Genomic DNA, 18,441 nt, shown 5'->3' on the forward strand with positions numbered 1-18,441 from the left:
AACCCCAGTTGAGGATCCAGCCATAACACAGCGTGAAGATCTTGTGGCCAAAAGTGTTCGCTGTGTGCAAGATGGGTGCCCCCGCGTGGCAGCGGACGACAGCTCGGGTCCGCGCGGTCACTCCTGCACAGCGACAGCGCGGCGTACTTGGGGGGACGAATGTCCTACAGGCCACACATACATGTGCGATACCGGATCGCGACGCGCGGCGAGATACCGGGCGACCGGACCGCTGACATCCGGGACCTGCCAGGCAGCCGGGCCGAGGTGCTGTTCGCACCCGGCCACATCAAGCCCAGACTCGTCGCCGGGATCAGACGCCTGGCCAATCACCAGGTCGTGCACGGCTCCTGGCGGCAGAGATGGACCGGCAGCAGCCAGGCCGCAGGAGAGGCCCAAGGGTTCCTGAGAGGCGTCTCCCGCTGGGAGCGCATACCGGGCCGCCTGCTGCCCTCGGGCCGGGCTGCCGTCTGCATCGAGGAGGACGGCAGCTGCGTCATGCTCGTCGACGAGGACACGTGCACGCCGCAGCTCCAGAACGCCGTCAACGACCTCCACCTCCGGCTCGCCGGAGACGGCTTCTGGATCCAGGTCTGGTTCGACCGCCGGCCCCTGCCCAGCGCCCACACCCCGGCGCCCCCGCTCACCACACCCAGGGCCCCGCTGATCGCGGCGTAACGTTCATGCCCGGCTTCGCGGCCCCTCGGGCTTGAAGCCGGGCTCACCGTAGAACGACAGCTTCACCCTGCCGCTGAGAACCTTCGACCCCTGCGCGGGTGCCCTGTACAAGCGGATCGTCACAACCTTCCGCAGCACCATGCGCTGCGCATGCATGTCCAGCCGCGACCACACCGTGTCAGCGTCCCGGTTGCCGACCAGGCCGCGCAGCAGTGGTGGCACCGATGCCTGCTCGATCCGCTCCCTCAGCTTCTCGATCTGCGGGCGCAACGACGACTCAAGGTCAGCGAGCGTCAGCGCGGACATCCTCGGTTGCCCGTCCGGACCGAACTGCGTCGACAGGGCTCTGGCCTCCCGCAGCTGCTGCTCCATGCCGGCAAGCTGCAGCTGCGCCCGCTTCGCCTCGGCGGGCCGGTTGCCCCTCTGGAAGGCAGCCACCGCCTTATCCGAGCCGAGCCACGTCAGCACGGCCTCTTCCACGAACGCCTCAAGGCGGATGGCGTTCACGCTCACGTCCCCACGCTCCGAGCAGGAGTACGTGTGGTGTCCGTTCACGTCGTACTTCCACCGCACCACGGGCTCGTGCTCGCCGTGCTCCCCGCACCAAGGGATCCGGGACAGAAGGTGCTTGACGGAGGTGTCGTGCGCACTGCCGAGCTCGCGGCCCTCAAGGATGGCCTGCACGTTGTAGAACCGCTCGACGAACTCCTCTCCTGGGATGAGCTGGTCCCAGGAGGCTTTGCCGATGTCCTTGCCCTCGTGCACCTTGCGCCCGATGTACGCCTTGTTCTTCAGCACCTGTGTGATGGCTTTGCCGCGCCAGTCGTTGCCGTACCTGGTGAGCAGGGCGCGGTCGATCAGCTCCTTGGTGACCTCGCCGGGCTCCATGCCGGCGGCCGCCAGTTCGGCAGCCACCTTGAGCTTCCTCTCCTTCGTGTCGCGCGCGATCCCGTTAGAGGGTGTGCCGGCCTCGGCCAGTTCGAACCACCAGCCCACGGTTTCCACCTGTGGCTCGTACGGCACCTGGTTGATCAGCTCGCCGGTTTCCGGGTCGTAGACGCGTTTGTAGCCGGTGAGCACCGGCCCGTGCGGGCGTCCCTTAGAGGCGTTCTGCTTCTGCGTACGGACGTTGCGGTCGCGGATCCCTTCGGCCTCGTCCTCGGCCTGGATCGCGTCCTGGGCGGTCGCTTTGCGGTCCGCTCTCTTGGACAGGTCGTAGACCATGCCGTTGTAGCAGAGCAGGACGCCGGCGGCGTAGCAGGCGTTGCGCAGCCGCACATAGATCTCAAGGTCCCGGTAGTAGCGGGAGGCCTCCCACGCGACGAGGATGCGGCACTCGCCGGCCTCGATCTCGGCGAGCATCTCCTCGAAGTCGTCGCGTCCCTTCCGGGCGTAGCGCGAGGCGGAGATACCGGGGTCCTTGAATACTCGCTTGACCGGCCAGCCGTGCTCGGCGCACAGCGCACGGCCCTCGTCCAGCTGGTCTGCGACAGACCGGGCCTTCTTCTTCGGGTCGGCGCTGTTGCGGCCGTACAGGAACGCCTCGAACGGTGCGAGGTCCGGATACACCAGGTGGAGGTATTCAGGGGCTATCGGCATGACCGGCAGAGTAGCGTCCCATACGTATCTGTGAACCCTTCTAGACCTTCAAGGGCATGACCGACGCGATGCTGACCTGGCAGACCGAGCGGCTGCAGGAACTCGCGGTCGAGGAGAACGGATACGTCGTCACGGTCCGTCCCGAACTCGTGGTCGAGATCGCCTACGACGGGCTGCAGAAATCCAGCCGCTATCCGGCGGGCGTCACCCTGCGCTTCGCCCGTGTGGTTCGCTACCGGGAGGACAAGCGTCCCGAGGAGGCGGACACCGTGGAGACCCTGCTCTCGGCACACCCCGGGGTGAAGCCGTGAAGTACAGCGCCGGTCTGCTGCTCTACCGGCGTGACGGCGACGGCGGCACGGAGGTACTGCTCGGCCATATGGGCGGCCCCTTCTTCGCCCACCGCGACGCGGGGGCGTGGGGCGTGCCCAAGGGCGAGTACGAACCGGAGTCGGAGACCGCCTGGGACGCGGCCCGGCGCGAGTTCCAGGAGGAGCTGGGGCTCTTGCCGCCCGACGGGGACGCGGTGCCGCTCGGCGAGGTCCGCCAGTCCAACGGCAAGCTCGTCACCGTGTGGGCCATCGAGGCGGACCTCGATCCCGGCGCCGTCACACCCGGGACCTTCCGGATGGAGTGGCCACCGAAGTCGGGACATGTGGCGGAGTTCCCCGAGCTGGACCGGGTGGCCTGGTTCCCGCTGGACCGCGCCCGCGCGGTGATCATCAAGGCGCAGGGGGCGTTTCTCGACCGGCTGGCGGAGCACTCGGGCTGAACTCCGCGTTGCGGGCACCGGCGCCGCGCGGGAAGGTCGAAACACATCAGCTCCCCGGGAGGTCAGTCATGCCCATCGCAACGGTGAACCCGGCGAACGGCGAGACGCTGAAGACGTACGAGGCCATGGGCGCCGAGGAGACCGAGCGCCGCCTCCAGCTCGCCGAGGCCACGTTCCGCACGTACCGGACGACGACGTTCGCCGAACGCGCCCGGCTGCTGAACCGGGCCGCCGGCCTCCTGGACCAGGACCAGGAGGACATCGCCCGGGTGATGACCACCGAGATGGGCAAGCCGATCCGGCAGGCCCGCGCCGAGGCCGCCAAGTGCGCCAAGGCGATGCGCTGGTACGCCGAGCGCGCCCAGGAACTCCTCGCCGACGAGGTGCCCGACGACTCCGACGTCCGGGACTCCGGCGCCGTACGGGCCCGGGTCCGCTACCGGCCGCTGGGCCCGGTGCTGGCGGTGATGCCGTGGAACTTCCCGCTGTGGCAGGTGATCAGGTTCGCCGCGCCCGCGCTGATGGCGGGCAACGTCGGCCTGCTCAAGCACGCCTCCAACGTCCCGCAGACCGCGCTGTACCTGGAGGACCTCTTCCACCGGGCGGGCTGTCCCGAGGGCGCCTTCCAGACGCTGCTGATCGGCTCCGGCGCGGTCGAGGAGATCCTGCGCGACGAGCGGGTCAAGGCGGCCACCCTCACCGGCAGCGAGCCGGCCGGCCGGGCCGTCGCCTCGGTCGCCGGGGACATGGTGAAGAAGACCGTGCTGGAGCTCGGCGGCAGCGACCCGTACGTGGTCATGCCCTCCGCCGACCTCGACCGGGCCGCGCAGATCGCGGTGACGGCGCGGGTGCAGAACAACGGGCAGTCGTGCATCGCCGCCAAGCGGTTCATCGTGCACACCGACGTCTACGAGGCCTTCGCCGAGCGGTTCGTGGCGGGCATGAAGGCGCTGAAGGTCGGCGACCCGATGGACGAGGAGACCGAGGTCGGGCCGCTCGCCACCGAGCAGGGGCGGACCGATCTGGAGGAGCTGGTCGACGACGCCACCCGCAGCGGCGCGACGGCGCTGTGCGGCGGCCACCGGCTGCGCAGGCCGGAACTGCCCGGCTGGTACTACCCGCCGACCGTGCTGGCCGACATCACCCGTGAGATGCGCATCCACCGCGAGGAGGCCTTCGGGCCGGTCGCGACGCTGTACCGGGCGGGCGACCTGGACGAGGCGGTGCTGATCGCCAACGACACGCCGTTCGGCCTGAGTTCCAATGTGTGGACGCGGGACGACGCCGAGGTCGAGCGGTTCGAGCGGGATCTGGAGGCCGGCAGCGTGTACGTGAACGGGATGACCGCCTCGCATCCGGCGTTCCCGTTCGGCGGCGCCAAGCGGTCGGGGTACGGGCGTGAGCTGTCCGGGCACGGAATCCGCGAGTTCTGCAACATCACCACGGTTTGGCACGGCGCGTGACACCTGCGCGGCTACCATCCCGTTTGTGAACCGCGAAGTGACTCTGCCTCTGATCGTCGACGACCGCGGGACGTTGCAGGTGGCCGCGGCCGACGTCAGCAAGTTGTTGCGCACCGTGGGCGGCCGCTGGCTGCACCTCGTCGAGGCCGGGGAGGACCTCGACGAGGACACGGTGGCCGCGTTGACGATCGAGCTGGCGAAGCTGGCGGACCGTATCGACGTGGCGTGCATCGCGCACAGCAGCGGCACGCCGTAGCGGCCCCGTACGCACGGCCCTCGCCGCGTCGCCGTCGCACCCTCGTCGCGCGTTCGGAGTAGCCCCGCGCGAAGTCGCCGACCTCCGGGGTGAAGGTGGACTGGACCACCTTCTGAGGCGAAAGCAGGCACGGTTCATGGCGACTTTGTGCAGACCCTCGGTGTCCGTTCCCGAGCATGTGATCACGATGGAGGAGACGCTGGAGCTGGCGCGCTCGCGTCACTCCGATCACCCTCAACTGCCGTTGGCGCTCCGGCTGATCGAGAACACGGGAGTGCGCACCCGGCACATCGTCCAGCCCATCGAGGAGACGCTGAAGCACCCCGGCTTCGAGGAGCGCAACAAGATCTACGTGGCGGAGGCCAAGTCCCGGGTCCCCTCCGTCGTCCAGCGGGCGCTCGACGACGCCGAGCTGCTCACCACCGACATCGACGTGATCATCTACGTCTCGTGCACGGGCTTCATGATGCCCTCGCTGACGGCCTGGATGATCAACGAGATGGGCTTCGACGCCACCACCCGCCAGATACCGATAGCCCAGCTGGGCTGTGCGGCGGGCGGCGCGGCGATCAACCGGGCCCATGACTTCTGCACGGCCTACCCGGAGGCCAACGCGCTCATCGTGGCCTGCGAGTTCTGCTCGCTGTGCTACCAGCCCACCGACCTGGGCATCGGCAACCTGCTCTCCAACGGCCTGTTCGGCGACGGGATCGCGGCGGCCGTGGTGCGCGGACGCGGCGGCGAGGGCATCTCGCTGGAGCGCAACGGCTCGTACCTGATCCCGAAGACCGAGGAGTGGATCATGTACGACGTCCGGGCCACCGGATTCCACTTCCAGCTGGACAAGCGGGTGCCCGCCACCATGGAGCCGCTCGCCCCGGCGCTGCAGGACCTCGCGGGCCTGCACGGCTGGGACGCGGCCGACCTGGACTTCTACATAGTCCACGCGGGCGGTCCCCGCATCCTGGACGACCTGAGCAAGTTCCTCCAGGTCGACCCGCACGCCTTCCGGTTCAGCCGGGCCACGCTCACCGAGTACGGCAACATCGCCAGCGCTGTCGTGCTCGACGCGCTGCGCCGGCTGTTCGACGAGGGCGGGGCCCGGCACCGGGCGCGCGGGCTGCTCGCCGGGTTCGGACCCGGTATCACCGCCGAGATGAGCCTCGGCCGCTGGCAGCGCACGGACGAAGAGGCGGCATGACCGAAGAGACACTCACCGAGATCCTCCCCCCGATCCGGCACTGGCCGGCCCTGGACCTGTCGGGCGTCGAGTTCGACCCGGTGCTGACCGAGCTGATGCGGGAGGGCCCCATCACCCGGATCCAGCTGCCGAACGGCGAGGGCTGGGCCTGGCTGGTCACCCGGTACGAGGACGTGCGGACGGTGACCAACGACCCCCGGTTCAGCCGCGAGGCGGTGATGGACCGGCCGGTCACCCGGCTCGCCCCGCACTTCATCCCGGAGCGCGGCGCGGTCGGTTTCCTCGATCCGCCGGACCACACCCGGCTGCGCCGCTCGGTGGCGGCCGCGTTCACCGCCAAGGGCGTGGAGCGGATCCGGGAGCGGTCCCGGCGCATGCTGGAAGAGCTGGTGAGTGAACTGATCCAGGACGGTCCCCCGGCCGACCTGACCGCGACGGTCCTCTCGCCGTTCCCCATCGCGGTGATCTGCGAGCTGATGGGGGTGCCCGCCGGGGACCGGCACCTGATGCACACCTGGACCCAGCTGATCCTGTCCTCCTCCCACGGCGCCGATGTCAGCGAGAAGGCCAAGAAGGAGATGGGCGCCTACTTCGCCGACCTCATCGGGCAGCGCGAGAACAGCTCCGCCGAGGACGTCGCCTCGCTGCTCGGCGCGGCTGTCGGCCAGGACGAGGTGACGCTGCAGGAGGCCGTGGGCCTGGCGGTGCTGCTCCAGATCGGCGGCGAGGCGGTCACCAACAACAGCGGGCAGCTGTTCTACGTCCTGCTCACCCGCCCCGATCTGGCGGAACGGCTGCGCGCCGAGCCGGAGATCCGCCCGCAGGCCATCGAGGAGCTGCTGCGGTACATCCCGCACCGCAACGCGGTGGGCCTGTCCCGGATCGCCATGGAGGACGTAGGCATCCAGGGCGTGCGGATCAGGGCCGGGGACGCGATCTATGTGTCGTACCTGGCAGCCAACCGGGACCCGGACGTGTTCCCGTACCCGGAGACGATCGACTTCGACCGCTCGCCGAACCCGCACGTGTCCTTCGGCTTCGGCCCGCACTACTGCCCCGGCGGAATGCTGGCCCGGATGGAGGAGCAGTTGCTGGTGGACGCGCTGCTGGACCGGCTGCCCAGGCTGCGGCTCGCGGTGCCGCCGGAGAAGGTGCCGTTCAGGAAGGGCGCGCTGATCCGCGGTCCCGAGGCCCTGCCCGTGACGTGGTGACCGACCGATGACGGCGACGGAAGGCCTGCTGGTGCCGCCGGGTGCGGGCCGGGTGGTCGAGGCCCCGGCCCAGCAGGTGACCTTCAAGGTCACCGGCTCCCACTCCCGCACGGCGTCCACCTTCGAGGTGGTCGTGCCGCCGGGCTTCGACGTGGGCGCCCATGTGCACACCCGCAGCGAGGAGTTGTTCTACGTGCTGGAGGGCGAGCTGGACGTGCTCGCCTTCGAGCCGAAGGTACGCACCCCCGACAACTGGCAGCGCTGGGAGTCCAGTTCGGGCAACCGAGTGGTACGGGCGACCCCCGGCACGGTGATCGTCGTCCCCCCCGGCTGCCCACACGCCTTCGCCAACCCGACGGACGGGCCCGCCAAGATGTTCTTCCAGGCGAGCCCGCCCCCGGACCACGAACGCTACTTCGAGGAACTACTGGAAATCCTCAGCACCGGCGGCCCACCGGACCACACGGCAATCGAGGACCTACGCCGCCGCTACGACATCGAACAGCTCACCCCGCTGAAGCACCGCTGAAGGGCTAGAAGTTGGCGTTGGCGATCATCTCACCGTCTTCGCCGTACACAGTCACCAGACCGTTGTCGGATTCGTAGCAGGATGTCCCCTCGGCCTGCGTCTTCTTCACCGCCTCCTCCCCCTTGTCACTGCCCGCGCCCTTGGCGTCCGCCCCGGCAACCGGCTTTGCGCCGTATGGGGTGTGGTGAAGGTGAGGTGGCGGTGTGGCGGCCTTGTGACCGGAACGAGTGGCGGGCGCAGGTGGACAGCGCGAAGGCCCCGGTCGGATGACCGGGGCCTTCGGTGTTGCCGGGTGAGTGGGGGCGCCGCGTTAGCGGATCTGCATCCCGGAGAGGGTGCGGGCGATGACCAGGCGTTGGATTTCGCTTGTGCCCTCGAAGATGGTGTAGATCGCTGCGTCCCTGTGCATGCGTTCCACCGGGTATTCGCGGGTGTAGCCGTTGCCGCCGAGGATCTGGATTGCCTGGGCGGTGACCTTCTTGGCGGTTTCGCTGGCGAAGAGCTTGGACATGGAGCCCTCGGCCGCGGTGAACGGCTTGCCGTTGATCGCCATCCAGGAGGCACGCCAGACCAGCAGGCGGGCGGCGTCGATCTGCGTGCGCATGTCGGCGAGCTGGAAGGCGACGCCCTGGTTGTCGATGATCGGGCGGCCGAACTGCTCACGGGTGGAGGCGTACTCCAGCGCCACCTCGTACGCGGCGCGGGCGGTGCCGACCGCCATGGCGCCGACCGCGGGGCGGGACGCCTCGAAGGTGGCCATCGCGGCGTTCTTCACCCGCTCGCCGCCCGACTTGGCCCGCTCCCGGGCGCGGGCCAGGCGCTCGTCGAGCTTTTCCTTGCCGCCGAGCAGGCAGGAGCCGGGCACCCGGACGTTCTCCAGGACGACCTCGGCGGTGTGCGAGGCGCGGATGCCGTGCTTCTTGAACTTCTGGCCCTGGGACAGGCCGGGGGTGTTCGGCGGGACGATGAAGGAGGCGTGGCCCTTGGAACCCAGCTCGGGGTCGACGACGGCGACGACGACATGGACGTTGGCGATGCCGCCGTTGGTCGCCCAGGTCTTGGTGCCGTTGAGCACCCACTCGTCCTTGGCCTCGTCGTACACGGCACGCGTGCGCATGGAGGCGACGTCGGAGCCGGCGTCGGGCTCGGAGGAGCAGAAGGCGGCCACCTTGACATCGTTGGCGTCGCCGTACATCTGGGGGATCCAGGTGCCGATCTGCTCCTCGGTGCCGTTGGCGAGGACGCCCACCGCGGCGAGGCCGGTGCCGACGATCGACAGCGCGATGCCCGCGTCGCCCCAGAACAGCTCCTCCATCGCCATCGGGATACCGAGGCCGGTGGGGTCGAAGTACTGCTGCGCGTAGAAGTCGAGGGAGTAGATGCCTACCTTCGCGGCCTCCTGGATGACCGGCCAGGGAGTCTCCTCACGCTCGTCCCATTCGGCGGCCGCGGGCCGGATGACATCGGCGGCGAAGCCGTGCAGCCAGTCGCGGACCTCCTTCTGTTCGTCGTTGAGCTCCATGGTGAACTCGGCCATGTTCCCTCCAGCGGCGGCGCACATGCATGTTACTTGGGGTAACCGCAGTCTGTTACCAGCGAGTAGGAAAAGTCAACTCCTGATGACAGGTCGGCAGCCCGTTCGATGTCAGGGCCGAGATGGGTGTTAGTTTGCGCTGGCGTCACCGAAACAGCACGGGTGGGGAGAGCACATGGACACCACACAGCGGACCGAGCAGCAGCGGTCCGCCGATCGCCGTCGGCGCGAGCTGCTGGAGGCCGCCGACAGAGTGGTGCTGCGCGACGGCCCGCAGGCCTCGATGAACGCCATCGCCGCCGAGGCGGGCATCACCAAGCCGATCCTCTACCGGCACTTCGGCGACAAGGGCGGGCTCTACGCGGCCCTCGCCAAGCGGCACACCGACGCGCTGCTGGACTCCCTGCGCGCCGCGCTCGACGCCCCGGCCGAGCGGCGCGAGCGGGTGGAGGCCACCCTCGACACCTACCTGGCCGCGATCGAGGCACGCCCGCAGGTGTACCGGTTCCTCATGCATCCGGCGGAGGGCGGCCAGTCCGGCGACCAGGGCTTCGACGTCGGCAAGCACTCCGCTCCCCTGCTGCGGCGGATGGGCGAGGAGTTGGCGCAGGTCATCGAGGACCGGCTGGACCTCGGCCCCGGCAGCCAGCAGCTGGCCCGGGTCTGGGGCCACGGCATCGTCGGCATGATGCACGCGGCCGGCGACTGGTGGCTCGGGGAACGCCCCTGCTCCCGCGCCGAGTTGGTGCGCAGCCTGGCCGACCTGCTGTGGGGCCGCCTGGCCGCCGCGGGGGACAAGATGGGCGGACCGGGGTTCTGAGCATCCCGGTCAGGACCCCGAGAACAACGCTACGGCCGACGGCGCCAGGACGCCTTCTCCACCTGGCGCCTCAGCCTCCGGTACCGCCAGCCCGTCACGCGCTCCGCGTACACCGTCCCCTCCAGGTGGTCGCACTCGTGCTGCAGACAACGCGCGAAAAAGCCGGTCCCGTGCACCGTCACCGGCTCCCCGGTCATCGTGAACCCCTCGACCACGGCGTGGTCGTGGCGCTCCGTCCCCGCCTCCAGCCCCGGCAGCGACAGACAGCCCTCGGGCCCGCGTACCACCACCCCGTCCACCTCGACCAGGCGCGGGTTGACGACATGGCCCACATGCCGTACGTCCTCGTCGTCGGGACAGTCGTAGACGAACACCCGCAGCGGCTCGCCGACTTGGTTGGCCGCGAGGCCCACGCCCTGGGCCGCGTACATCGTCGCGAACATGTCCTCGACGAGCGTCGCCAGTTCGGGGCCGAAGTCCGTGACCTCCCCGGCGGCGGCGTGCAGAACCGGGTCGCCGTACAGGGTGAGGGGCCGGACACGCCCGTGGGCGCCGGGGATCGAGCCGTGTCGCATGGGCGCAAGACTACGGCCGATTCGGGAGTGCGAATGGATCTCGATAGGCTGACCACCTACGACGTTGGGAGGATCGAGGACTGATGGCAGGCAACTCGGACCCGCTCACTCCGCGGGCCAAGATCGCCGTTACCGCGGGCAAGGCGGTCGCGGCGGCATCGCGCGCCGCGGGGCGCGGCAGCGGATCGGTGATCGGCGGACGGGTGGCGCTGAAACTCGACCCCGACCTCCTCGCCCGGCTCGCCCAGAACCTGGACGTGGTCCTGGTCTCGGCGACCAACGGCAAGACCACCACCACCCGGCTCATCGCGGAGGCGCTGCGCGCCGCGGGCCCGGTCGTCTCCAACGCGCTCGGCGCCAACATGCCCGCGGGCATCACCTCCGCGCTGGCCGGCGGCTCGGACGCCCGCTACGGCGTCATCGAGGTCGACGAGAAGTACCTCGCGGGCGTCGCCCGGGACACCGACCCCAAGTGCATCGCCCTGCTGAACCTCTCCCGCGACCAGCTCGACCGTGCCGCCGAGACCCGGATGCTCGCCGAGAACTGGCGCGAGGGGCTCGCCGGTTCCAAGGCCGTGATCGTCGCCAACGCCGACGACCCGCTGGTGGTGTGGGCCGCGTCCTCCTCCCCCAATGTGATCTGGGTCGCCGCCGGTCAGATGTGGAAGGACGACGCCTGGTCCTGCCCGTCCTGCGGCGGTGTGATGCAGCGGCCCGGCGACGACTGGTTCTGCGGCGAGTGCGGCTTCCGCCGTCCGACGCCGAGCTGGGCGCTCTCCGGCGACCACGTCCTCGACCCGCACGGCTCGGCCTGGCCGATCCACCTCCAGCTGCCGGGCCGCGCCAACAAGGCCAACGCCGCCTCCTCGGCCGCCGTCGCCGCCGTGTTCGGGGTGCCGCCGCAGGTCGCCCTGGAGCGCATGTACCAGGTGCAGGCGGTGGCCGGACGGTACGACGTGGTCCAGTTCCAGGGCCGCGACCTGCGTCTGCTGCTGGCGAAGAACCCGGCCGGCTGGCTGGAGACCTTCTCCCTGATCGACCCGCCGCCCACCCCGGTGATCCTCTCGGTGAACGCCCGCAGCGCCGACGGCACCGACACCTCCTGGCTCTGGGACGTCGACTACACGCGGCTGACCGGGCACCCGATCTGTGTCATCGGTGACCGCAAGCTCGACCTCGCGGTGCGCCTTGAGGTCGCCAACCAGCAGTTCCAGGTCTGCGACACCCTCGACCAGGCGGTCCAGCTGAGCCCGCCCGGCCGGATCGAGGTCATCGCCAACTACACCGCCTTCCAGGACCTGCGCCGCCGCGTCGGCAACTGACACTCAGGGGACACAAGTGAGCGACAACCAGTTGCGGGTCGTGTGGGTCTACCCCGACCTGCTGAGCACCTACGGCGACCAGGGCAACGTCCTGGTCGTGGAGCGCCGTGCCCGCCAGCGCGGCCTGGACGTGGCCCGGCTCGACGTGCGCAGCGACCAGCCGATCCCGACCTCCGGTGACATCTATCTGATCGGCGGCGGCGAGGACCGGCCGCAGCGGCTCGCGGCCGAGCGGCTGCGCCGGGACGGCCATCTGTACCGGGCGGTGGAGAACGGCGCGATCGTCTTCTCCGTCTGCGCGGGCTACCAGATCCTCGGCCACGAGTTCATCAACGACCTCGGCCAGCGCGAGCCCGGCCTGGGTCTGCTGGACGTGACGTCGGTGCGCGGCGAGGGCGAGCGGTGCGTCGGTGACGTGCTCGCCGACATCGACCCGCGGCTCGGCCTGCCCCCGCTGACCGGGTTCGAGAACCACCAGGGCGTCACCCACCTCGGCCCGACGGCCCGCCCGTTCGCCCAGGTCCGCCTCGGCCGCGGCAACGGCACCGGCGACGGCACCGAGGGCGCGTACAACGACACCGTCTTCGGCACGTACATGCACGGCCCGGTGCTCGCCCGGAACCCGCAGATCGCCGACCTGCTGCTGAAGCTGGCGCTGGACGTCAACGCCCTGCCGCCGACCGACGACCGCTGGTACGAGGCGCTGCGCAACGAGCGCATCGCGGCCGCCCAGCAGCCCGCGTGACCGGGGCGCTCCAGAGGTCCTGAAGCCGCATTCCAGCGGGCCCTGCCACCGTGACGTACCGGGCCCGCCTGACGGCTCGTCCGCTCACATGTGCGGGCGCGTCCAGCAGGCGGACGCCCGGTGCGGTGCCACCCCCTCACGCCGGTAGGGTGGCCGGGATCAAGCCGGACAACGTGGTCCGGTCCCCGGCCCACGTTGAGAAGGTATTTCGGGCTATGCGCATTGGTGTCCTCACGTCTGGCGGCGACTGCCCCGGCCTGAACGCCGTCATCCGGTCCGTCGTGCACCGTGCCGTCGTCGACCACGGCGACGAGGTCATCGGTTTCCGGGACGGCTGGAAAGGCCTGCTGGAGTGCGACTACCTCAAGCTCGACCTCGACGCGGTGAGCGGCATCCTCGCTCGCGGCGGCACCATCCTCGGCTCCTCCCGCGTCCAGCCCTCGCACCTGCGTGACGGCGTGGAGCGTGCCAAGGGGCATGTGGCGGAGCTCGGGCTCGACGCCATCATCCCGATCGGCGGCGAGGGCACGCTGAAGGCGGCCCGGCTGCTCTCGGACAGCGGCCTGCCGATCGTCGGCGTGCCGAAGACCATCGACAACGACATCGCGGTCACCGACGTCACCTTCGGCTTCGACACGGCCGTGGGCGTGGCGACCGAGGCGCTCGACCGGCTGAAGACCACCGCCGAGTCGCACCAGCGGGTGCTGGTGGTGGAGGTCATGGGCCGGCACACCGGCTGGATCGCGCTGCACTCCGGCATGGCCGCGGGCGCGCACGCCGTGGTCGTCCCCGAGCGCCCCTTCGACATCGAGGAGCTGACCCGCAAGGTCGGCGAGCGGTTCGAGGCGGGCAAGCGGTTCGCGATCGTCGTCGCCGCCGAGGGCGCCAAGCCCGCGCCGGGCTCCATGGAGTTCGACGAGGGCGGCAAGGACATCTACGGCCACGAGCGCTTCGCGGGCATCGCGCGCCAGCTCTCCATCGAGCTGGAGCACCGGCTCGGCAAGGAGGCCCGGCCGGTGATCCTCGGTCACGTCCAGCGCGGCGGCACGCCGACCGCGTACGACCGGGTGCTCGCCACCCGCTTCGGCTGGCACGCGGTGGAGGCCGTGCACCGCGGCGAGTTCGGCATGATGACGGCGCTGCGCGGCACCGACATCGTGATGGTGTCGCTGGCCGAGGCCGTGGAGACGCTGAAGACGGTGCCGGAGAACCGGTACGCGGAGGCGCAGTGCGTGCTGTAGTCCGGTAGCGGACTATCGGCCCCCGGTCACGGCGGTGACCGGGGGCCGTTCTAGTGTGGGGGCCGGACAGAATCGCACAACCTCCACGAAACAGGAGCCGCCGGATGGATCACAGCGGGCACGGCATGATGATGGATCTGCCGCCGTTCACGCTGGGGCGAGGTCTTCAGTGGTCGGCGGACCCCTTCTTCCTGATCGCCTGCACGGCCGGGCTCGTCCTGTACGTGTGGGGCGTGGTGCGGCTGAAGCGGCGCGGCGACTCCTGGTCACCGGCCCGGACGGTGTCGTACGTCGTGGGCGTGCTGACGATCATGCTGGTGATGTGCACCAGGCTGAACGACTACGGCATGGTGATGTTCAGCGTGCACATGGTGCAGCACATGGTGATCAGCATGCTGTCGCCGATCCTGATCCTGCTCGGCGCGCCGATGACGCTGGCCCTGCGCGCGCTGCCGGTCGCCGCGCGCGGCCACAAGGGTCCGCGCGAACTGCTGCTGGCGTTGCTGCACAGCCGCTACATGCGGGTCGTCACCCACCCGGGCTTCACCATCCCGATGTTCATCGCGAGCCTGTACGCACTGTACTTCACCCCGCTCTTCGACTTCCTGATGGGCTCCAAGACCGGGCACGTGGCGATGATGGTGCACTTCCTGGCCGTGGGCGTGGTGTTCTTCTGGCCCATCATCGGCGTGGACCCGGGCCCGCACCGGCCGGGCTATCTGATGCGGATGCTGGAGCTGTTCGCGGGCATGCCGTTCCACGCCTTCTTCGGCATCGCGTTGATGATGGCGTCCGCCCCGATGGTCGACACGTTCAAGAACCCGCCCGCCTCGCTCGGCATCGACGCGCTCTCCGACCAGAACGCGGCCGGCGGTATCGCCTGGGCGTTCAGCGAGATCCCGTCCGTGCTGGTGCTGATCGCGCTGCTCTTCCAGTGGTACGGCTCGGAACAGCGGCAGGCGAAGCGGAAGGACCGGGCCGCCGACCGCGACGGCGACAAGGAACTTGAGGCGTACAACGCCTATTTGGCCTCACTGAACGCAAAGGGAAACTAACCCGCCGGAAAGCCTTTTCGGTTCAGTAGCATGAATCGCGTCGGGGGAACCGCCGGGGGGAGCGGTAATGACGCGAGGAATGTGCGTACGAATTCTGTTGGTGTGCGTTCTGGCGCTGAGCGCCTGTGACGTGGGCCGGGCTTCGGCCACGGTGCGGGCGGTGGCGGTGGGAGTTCCGTCGCTCGCACCCTTTTTCGACGAGAGCAAAGGGCTCGGGCAGGATGCCCGGGTCCCTTCGCGCGGCGCCGGCGGAGGTCTTCAGCGGGGTGACAGCCCCGGTCTGTACGGGGGCTCCAGGAAGCCCAGGATCTGCGACGTCGACAAGCTGGAGGACTTCCTCACGGACCCGGCCAATGAGCGCAAGGCCGATGTGTGGGCGCAGGTGCTGGGGATCGGCAGGGACGGGATTCCGGATTATCTGGACCGGCTCACACCTGTTCTGCTGCGTCACGACACGCTGGTGAGGAACCACGACTACAAGAAGGAAAAAGCAGTCCCGTTCGACTCGTTGCTCCAGGCGGGGATCGCCATTCTCGTCGATACCCAGGGGCAGCCCGCGGTGAAGTGTTCGTGCGGAAATCCGCTGCGCCCCTTCGAGGGCGACAAGAGCAGGATTTCCGTGAAGTTCGAGCACGGGAACGACAAGTGGAAGGGTTACGACGTTGCTTCCGCGGTCGTCGTGCGCCCCGCGCCGCGGAAACTGGAGCGGCTGGCCCTGGTCGACGTGGAGGAGCCCGAGCGGGGCATCGACCGGCCGGTGGGCACGACGGGCGAGGACGACAAGGGTTTCGACGCGAGCGAGCGGCGGGCGGTGCCCGAGGTCGTGGGGGCCACCGTCGGGGAGGCCGTGGCGCGGCTGACGGAGCAGGGGCTCGCCGTCCGGTACGGCGGGGAGGGACAGCCGCCGGACGGGGCCGTGGTGACGGGGGCGGACCCGGCCGCGGGGAGCCGGCTGGCGTTCGGGGAGTACGTGACGCTGACGGCGGCGGAGGAGGAGGAGGATGCGGAGGCCTCCCGGACGTCCGGGCCCCCGGACCTGCCGACGCCGTCGCAGTCCAAGCCGGAGGAGGGACCGACGGAGCCGTCCGGGGGCTCGGGGGTCCACCTCCTCGGTGACCACCAGCTCGCCCCCGCCCACCTCGGAGCAACCGCCCACCTCGGAACAGCCCCCCACCTCCGAGCAGCCCCCGACCTCGGAGCCGCCGCCGACCTCTGAGAAGCCGCCGCCCCCGACCACCAGCTCCGCTCCCCCGCCGACAGTCTCCAGCCTGCCGCCACCGCCCTCCACCACCCCGCCGACCACGACCGCCCCTCCCCCGACCACGGCGACGACGACCACGGCGACGACGACGGCCACATCCACGGCCGATGAGTCGCCGCCGCCCCCACCCCCGCCCAGCGAGTCGCCCGGCACCGGCGCGAGCACCTAGGTGGAACCCCGTGGAACCCGGGAGTCAGTGGATGCATTCAGGACCGTCGACATCGGGAGTGGGCCGGGTCATCGCCGGCCGCTATCTGCTGCTGCACCGTCTCGGGGGCGGCGGCATGGGACATGTCTGGCTGGCCCACGACCAGAGACTCGCCTGCGAGGTCGCGCTCAAGGAGATCGTCTTCCCGGACCCGGCCGAGGGGCCCCACGAGCGGGAGGCCCGGGTCGCCCGCGCCCGCGCCGAGGCCCGGCACGCGGCGGGGCTGCGCGACCACCCGCACGTGGTGACCGTGCACGACGTGCTGGAGCACGAGGAACTGCCCTGGATCGTCATGGAGTACGTGGCGGGCGCCGTGGACCTGCGCGACCTGGTCGAGCAGCGCGGCCCGCTCGCCCCGGCGGAGTGCGCCCGCGTCGGGCTGGCCGTGCTGGACGCACTGACCGCCGGGCACGAGCGGGGCGTCCTGCACCGGGATGTGAAACCGGCGAACATCCTGCTGGCGCCGGACCGCACGGGCGCCCCGTACGGCAGGGTGCTGCTCGCCGACTACGGCATCTCCGTGCGGCCCGCCACCGGGGAGACCCGGTGGACCATGGCCTCCGCCCTCGTGGGCACCCCCGGATATCTCGCCCCCGAGCGGGCCACGGGCGGCCCGCCGACCCCGGCCGCCGATCTGTTCTCGCTGGGGTGCACGCTCTATTTCGGGGTCGAGGGGCAGGGGCCGTTCGCCCGCCCGTCGCACCTCGCGGAACTGACGGCCGTGGTCGCGGAGGAGCCGCGGCCCGCCACCCGCGCCGGTGCGCTCGGGCCGATCGTGCACGCGCTGCTCGCGAAGGACCCGGCGGCCCGGGCGTCCGCGGCCCAGACGGAGGCGGCGCTGGCCCGGATCGTCGTACCGCAGGCCGCGGCGTACTCCAGGACCCAGACCGACCTCGGATCGCAGCCGCAGTGGGCCGCCGCTCCCCCACCGCCCCCGCCCCCGCACCGCGCCCCCAGGCGCCGGGTGCTGCACTCCGCGCTCGCCGGGCTGCTGGGGCTGGCGCTGGCCGGGGGCGGGGTCTGGTACGCCGTGGCCGGGCCGGACGGCGGGACGGGATCGACGGGGTCGACGGGATCCGCGCTGCCGTACGGCGACCAGGTGGGGCTGGCTCAGGAGCTGGTGGCCGGGGACTGCGTGATCGCCACCTGGCCGGGCGCCCCCTTCGAGGGCACCCCCGGACTGGCCCTCGACCGGAGCTGCACGGATCTGATCCCGGACGGGCAGGTGATGGCGTTCGTCGAGACCGCGTCGGCGCGGGAGGCGCGGGAGAGGGGCGCCGAAATGTGTGAGGAGCGGACGCGGGAGGTGCGGGAGCGGCTGGCGGACGTGCGGTCGTTCGCCGTGGTGCCGACGGACGAGGGGTTCGAGGCGGCCGGGCGGCGTACGGCCTGTCTGGTGCTGGGCGCACACGCGCCGGTGTACGGCCCGCTGGCCGGGTACCGCGAGGTCGGCGCGCTCTTCGCCGACGTGGCGACCGTGCAGCGACGGGACTGTCTGGACGTGGCTCGGGAGGGGCAGGTGCGGCTGGCGTCCTGTGCCGGGAGGTACCACCAGCAGGTGCTGGGATTCACCCGAATGGGCGAGGACGTCACGTACGACGAGGGCAAGGAACGGGCCGAGGACATCTGCGCCCGGGACGTGCCGCCGCAGGACTACGGATTCGACCCTTCCGTCTACGAGGCGGGCGGGTGGGTCAGCGAGGGCAGCTGGAAATCGGGCACACATTTGGTCGTCTGCACCGTGCGGAAGCAGAACGGGGGCACCATGGAGGGGGACGAACCATGAGGAGGGTGTTGCGATGCCCGGTTCTACGGACAGTTCTACGCGGACGATGGGGGTGCTCACCGTCGGCGGTCTGGTCGCGGTGACGGCCTACACGGTGGCGCTCGGCAGCAACGGCTGGCTGTGGTTCGGCTGGGTCGTGCTCGGGCTGATCACCCTCGGCATGGTGGTCACGCGTAGTTCGTGAC

18 protein-coding genes and 1 pseudogene are annotated in these 18,441 nt (G+C 70.3%); 16 read left to right on the forward strand and 3 right to left on the reverse strand.

Annotation, left to right across the window (positions count from 1 at the left end):
* The first annotated feature begins 183 nt into the window (after window positions 1–183).
* Window positions 184–678, forward strand: a complete 495-nt coding sequence (locus GA0115233_RS06865; protein ID WP_093719189.1) for a hypothetical protein — start codon at window positions 184–186, stop codon at window positions 676–678.
* Between the two features lie 3 nt (window positions 679–681).
* On the opposite strand, the gene GA0115233_RS06870 is transcribed toward GA0115233_RS06865, so the two are convergent.
* Window positions 682–2,277, reverse strand: coding sequence for a recombinase family protein (locus tag GA0115233_RS06870; protein WP_093719190.1), 1,596 nt, complete (start codon window positions 2,275–2,277; stop codon window positions 682–684).
* A 44-nt stretch (window positions 2,278–2,321) separates the two neighbouring features.
* On the opposite strand from GA0115233_RS06870, the pseudogene GA0115233_RS06875 reads away from it, so the two are divergent.
* From GA0115233_RS06875 to GA0115233_RS06905, 7 genes and pseudogenes are all read left to right on the forward strand, one after another.
* A pseudogene (locus tag GA0115233_RS06875) lies at window positions 2,322–2,588 on the forward strand (ATP-dependent DNA ligase); the annotation flags it as partial.
* The gene (locus tag GA0115233_RS06880; RefSeq protein ID WP_093719191.1) at window positions 2,585–3,049 is read left to right on the forward strand and encodes an NUDIX domain-containing protein; all 465 of its coding nucleotides are present in this window, start codon (window positions 2,585–2,587) and stop codon (window positions 3,047–3,049) included. The pseudogene GA0115233_RS06875 and the gene GA0115233_RS06880, both read left to right, overlap by 4 nt.
* Before the next feature lie 68 nt (window positions 3,050–3,117).
* Window positions 3,118–4,512, forward strand: a complete 1,395-nt coding sequence (locus tag GA0115233_RS06885) for an NADP-dependent succinic semialdehyde dehydrogenase (protein ID WP_093719192.1) — start codon at window positions 3,118–3,120, stop codon at window positions 4,510–4,512.
* A 25-nt stretch (window positions 4,513–4,537) separates the two neighbouring features.
* Complete coding sequence (locus tag GA0115233_RS06890; RefSeq protein WP_093719193.1) at window positions 4,538–4,768, forward strand: DUF6213 family protein; 231 nt, start codon at window positions 4,538–4,540, stop codon at window positions 4,766–4,768.
* Between the two features lie 136 nt (window positions 4,769–4,904).
* Window positions 4,905–5,969: a type III polyketide synthase gene (locus tag GA0115233_RS06895; RefSeq protein WP_093719194.1), complete on the forward strand. Its 1,065-nt coding sequence runs from the start codon at window positions 4,905–4,907 to the stop codon at window positions 5,967–5,969.
* Entirely contained in the window at window positions 5,966–7,180 is a 1,215-nt protein-coding gene (locus GA0115233_RS06900; protein WP_093719195.1) for a cytochrome P450, read from the forward strand. Before GA0115233_RS06895 ends, GA0115233_RS06900 begins: the two co-directional genes overlap by 4 nt.
* Window positions 7,181–7,187: 7 nt before the next feature.
* Window positions 7,188–7,709: a cupin domain-containing protein gene (locus tag GA0115233_RS06905; RefSeq protein WP_093719196.1), complete on the forward strand. Its 522-nt coding sequence runs from the start codon at window positions 7,188–7,190 to the stop codon at window positions 7,707–7,709.
* A gap of 310 nt (window positions 7,710–8,019) precedes the next feature.
* Here the strand turns inward: GA0115233_RS06905 and GA0115233_RS06910 are convergent, their stop codons facing one another.
* On the reverse strand, window positions 8,020–9,246 hold the full coding sequence (locus GA0115233_RS06910) for an acyl-CoA dehydrogenase family protein (protein WP_093719197.1): 1,227 nt from the start codon (window positions 9,244–9,246) through the stop codon (window positions 8,020–8,022).
* Between the two features lie 172 nt (window positions 9,247–9,418).
* On the opposite strand from GA0115233_RS06910, the gene GA0115233_RS06915 reads away from it, so the two are divergent.
* Window positions 9,419–10,063: a TetR family transcriptional regulator gene (locus GA0115233_RS06915; protein WP_093719198.1), complete on the forward strand. Its 645-nt coding sequence runs from the start codon at window positions 9,419–9,421 to the stop codon at window positions 10,061–10,063.
* A gap of 29 nt (window positions 10,064–10,092) precedes the next feature.
* On the opposite strand, the gene def is transcribed toward GA0115233_RS06915, so the two are convergent.
* Window positions 10,093–10,638 (reverse strand): peptide deformylase, encoded by a 546-nt coding sequence (gene def / locus GA0115233_RS06920; protein WP_093719199.1) that lies wholly within the window; start codon window positions 10,636–10,638, stop codon window positions 10,093–10,095.
* Between the two features lie 83 nt (window positions 10,639–10,721).
* On the opposite strand from def, the gene GA0115233_RS06925 reads away from it, so the two are divergent.
* From GA0115233_RS06925 to GA0115233_RS40110, 7 genes are all read left to right on the forward strand, one after another.
* Window positions 10,722–11,960 carry a MurT ligase domain-containing protein gene (locus GA0115233_RS06925; RefSeq protein WP_093719200.1) on the forward strand — a complete coding sequence of 413 codons (1,239 nt, stop codon included), beginning with the start codon at window positions 10,722–10,724 and terminating at the stop codon, window positions 11,958–11,960.
* A 16-nt stretch (window positions 11,961–11,976) separates the two neighbouring features.
* Window positions 11,977–12,705 (forward strand): type 1 glutamine amidotransferase, encoded by a 729-nt coding sequence (locus GA0115233_RS06930; RefSeq protein ID WP_093719201.1) that lies wholly within the window; start codon window positions 11,977–11,979, stop codon window positions 12,703–12,705.
* Between the two features lie 215 nt (window positions 12,706–12,920).
* Window positions 12,921–13,946 (forward strand): 6-phosphofructokinase, encoded by a 1,026-nt coding sequence (locus GA0115233_RS06935; RefSeq protein WP_093719202.1) that lies wholly within the window; start codon window positions 12,921–12,923, stop codon window positions 13,944–13,946.
* 104 nt (window positions 13,947–14,050) lie between these two features.
* Window positions 14,051–15,001 carry a cytochrome c oxidase assembly protein gene (locus GA0115233_RS06940; RefSeq protein WP_093719203.1) on the forward strand — a complete coding sequence of 317 codons (951 nt, stop codon included), beginning with the start codon at window positions 14,051–14,053 and terminating at the stop codon, window positions 14,999–15,001.
* A gap of 160 nt (window positions 15,002–15,161) precedes the next feature.
* A complete protein-coding gene (locus GA0115233_RS06945; protein WP_255310074.1) occupies window positions 15,162–16,217 on the forward strand; it encodes a PASTA domain-containing protein in 1,056 nt (351 codons plus the stop codon).
* A 245-nt stretch (window positions 16,218–16,462) separates the two neighbouring features.
* Complete coding sequence (locus GA0115233_RS06950; RefSeq protein ID WP_093719204.1) at window positions 16,463–18,256, forward strand: serine/threonine-protein kinase; 1,794 nt, start codon at window positions 16,463–16,465, stop codon at window positions 18,254–18,256.
* Window positions 18,257–18,269: 13 nt separating this feature from the next.
* Complete coding sequence (locus tag GA0115233_RS40110; protein WP_107406419.1) at window positions 18,270–18,440, forward strand: hypothetical protein; 171 nt, start codon at window positions 18,270–18,272, stop codon at window positions 18,438–18,440.
* The last annotated feature ends 1 nt before the right edge of the window (window position 18,441 follow it).

Source organism: Streptomyces sp. DI166 (genome assembly GCF_900091315.1).
Classification (GTDB): domain Bacteria; phylum Actinomycetota; class Actinomycetes; order Streptomycetales; family Streptomycetaceae; genus Streptomyces; species Streptomyces fuscus.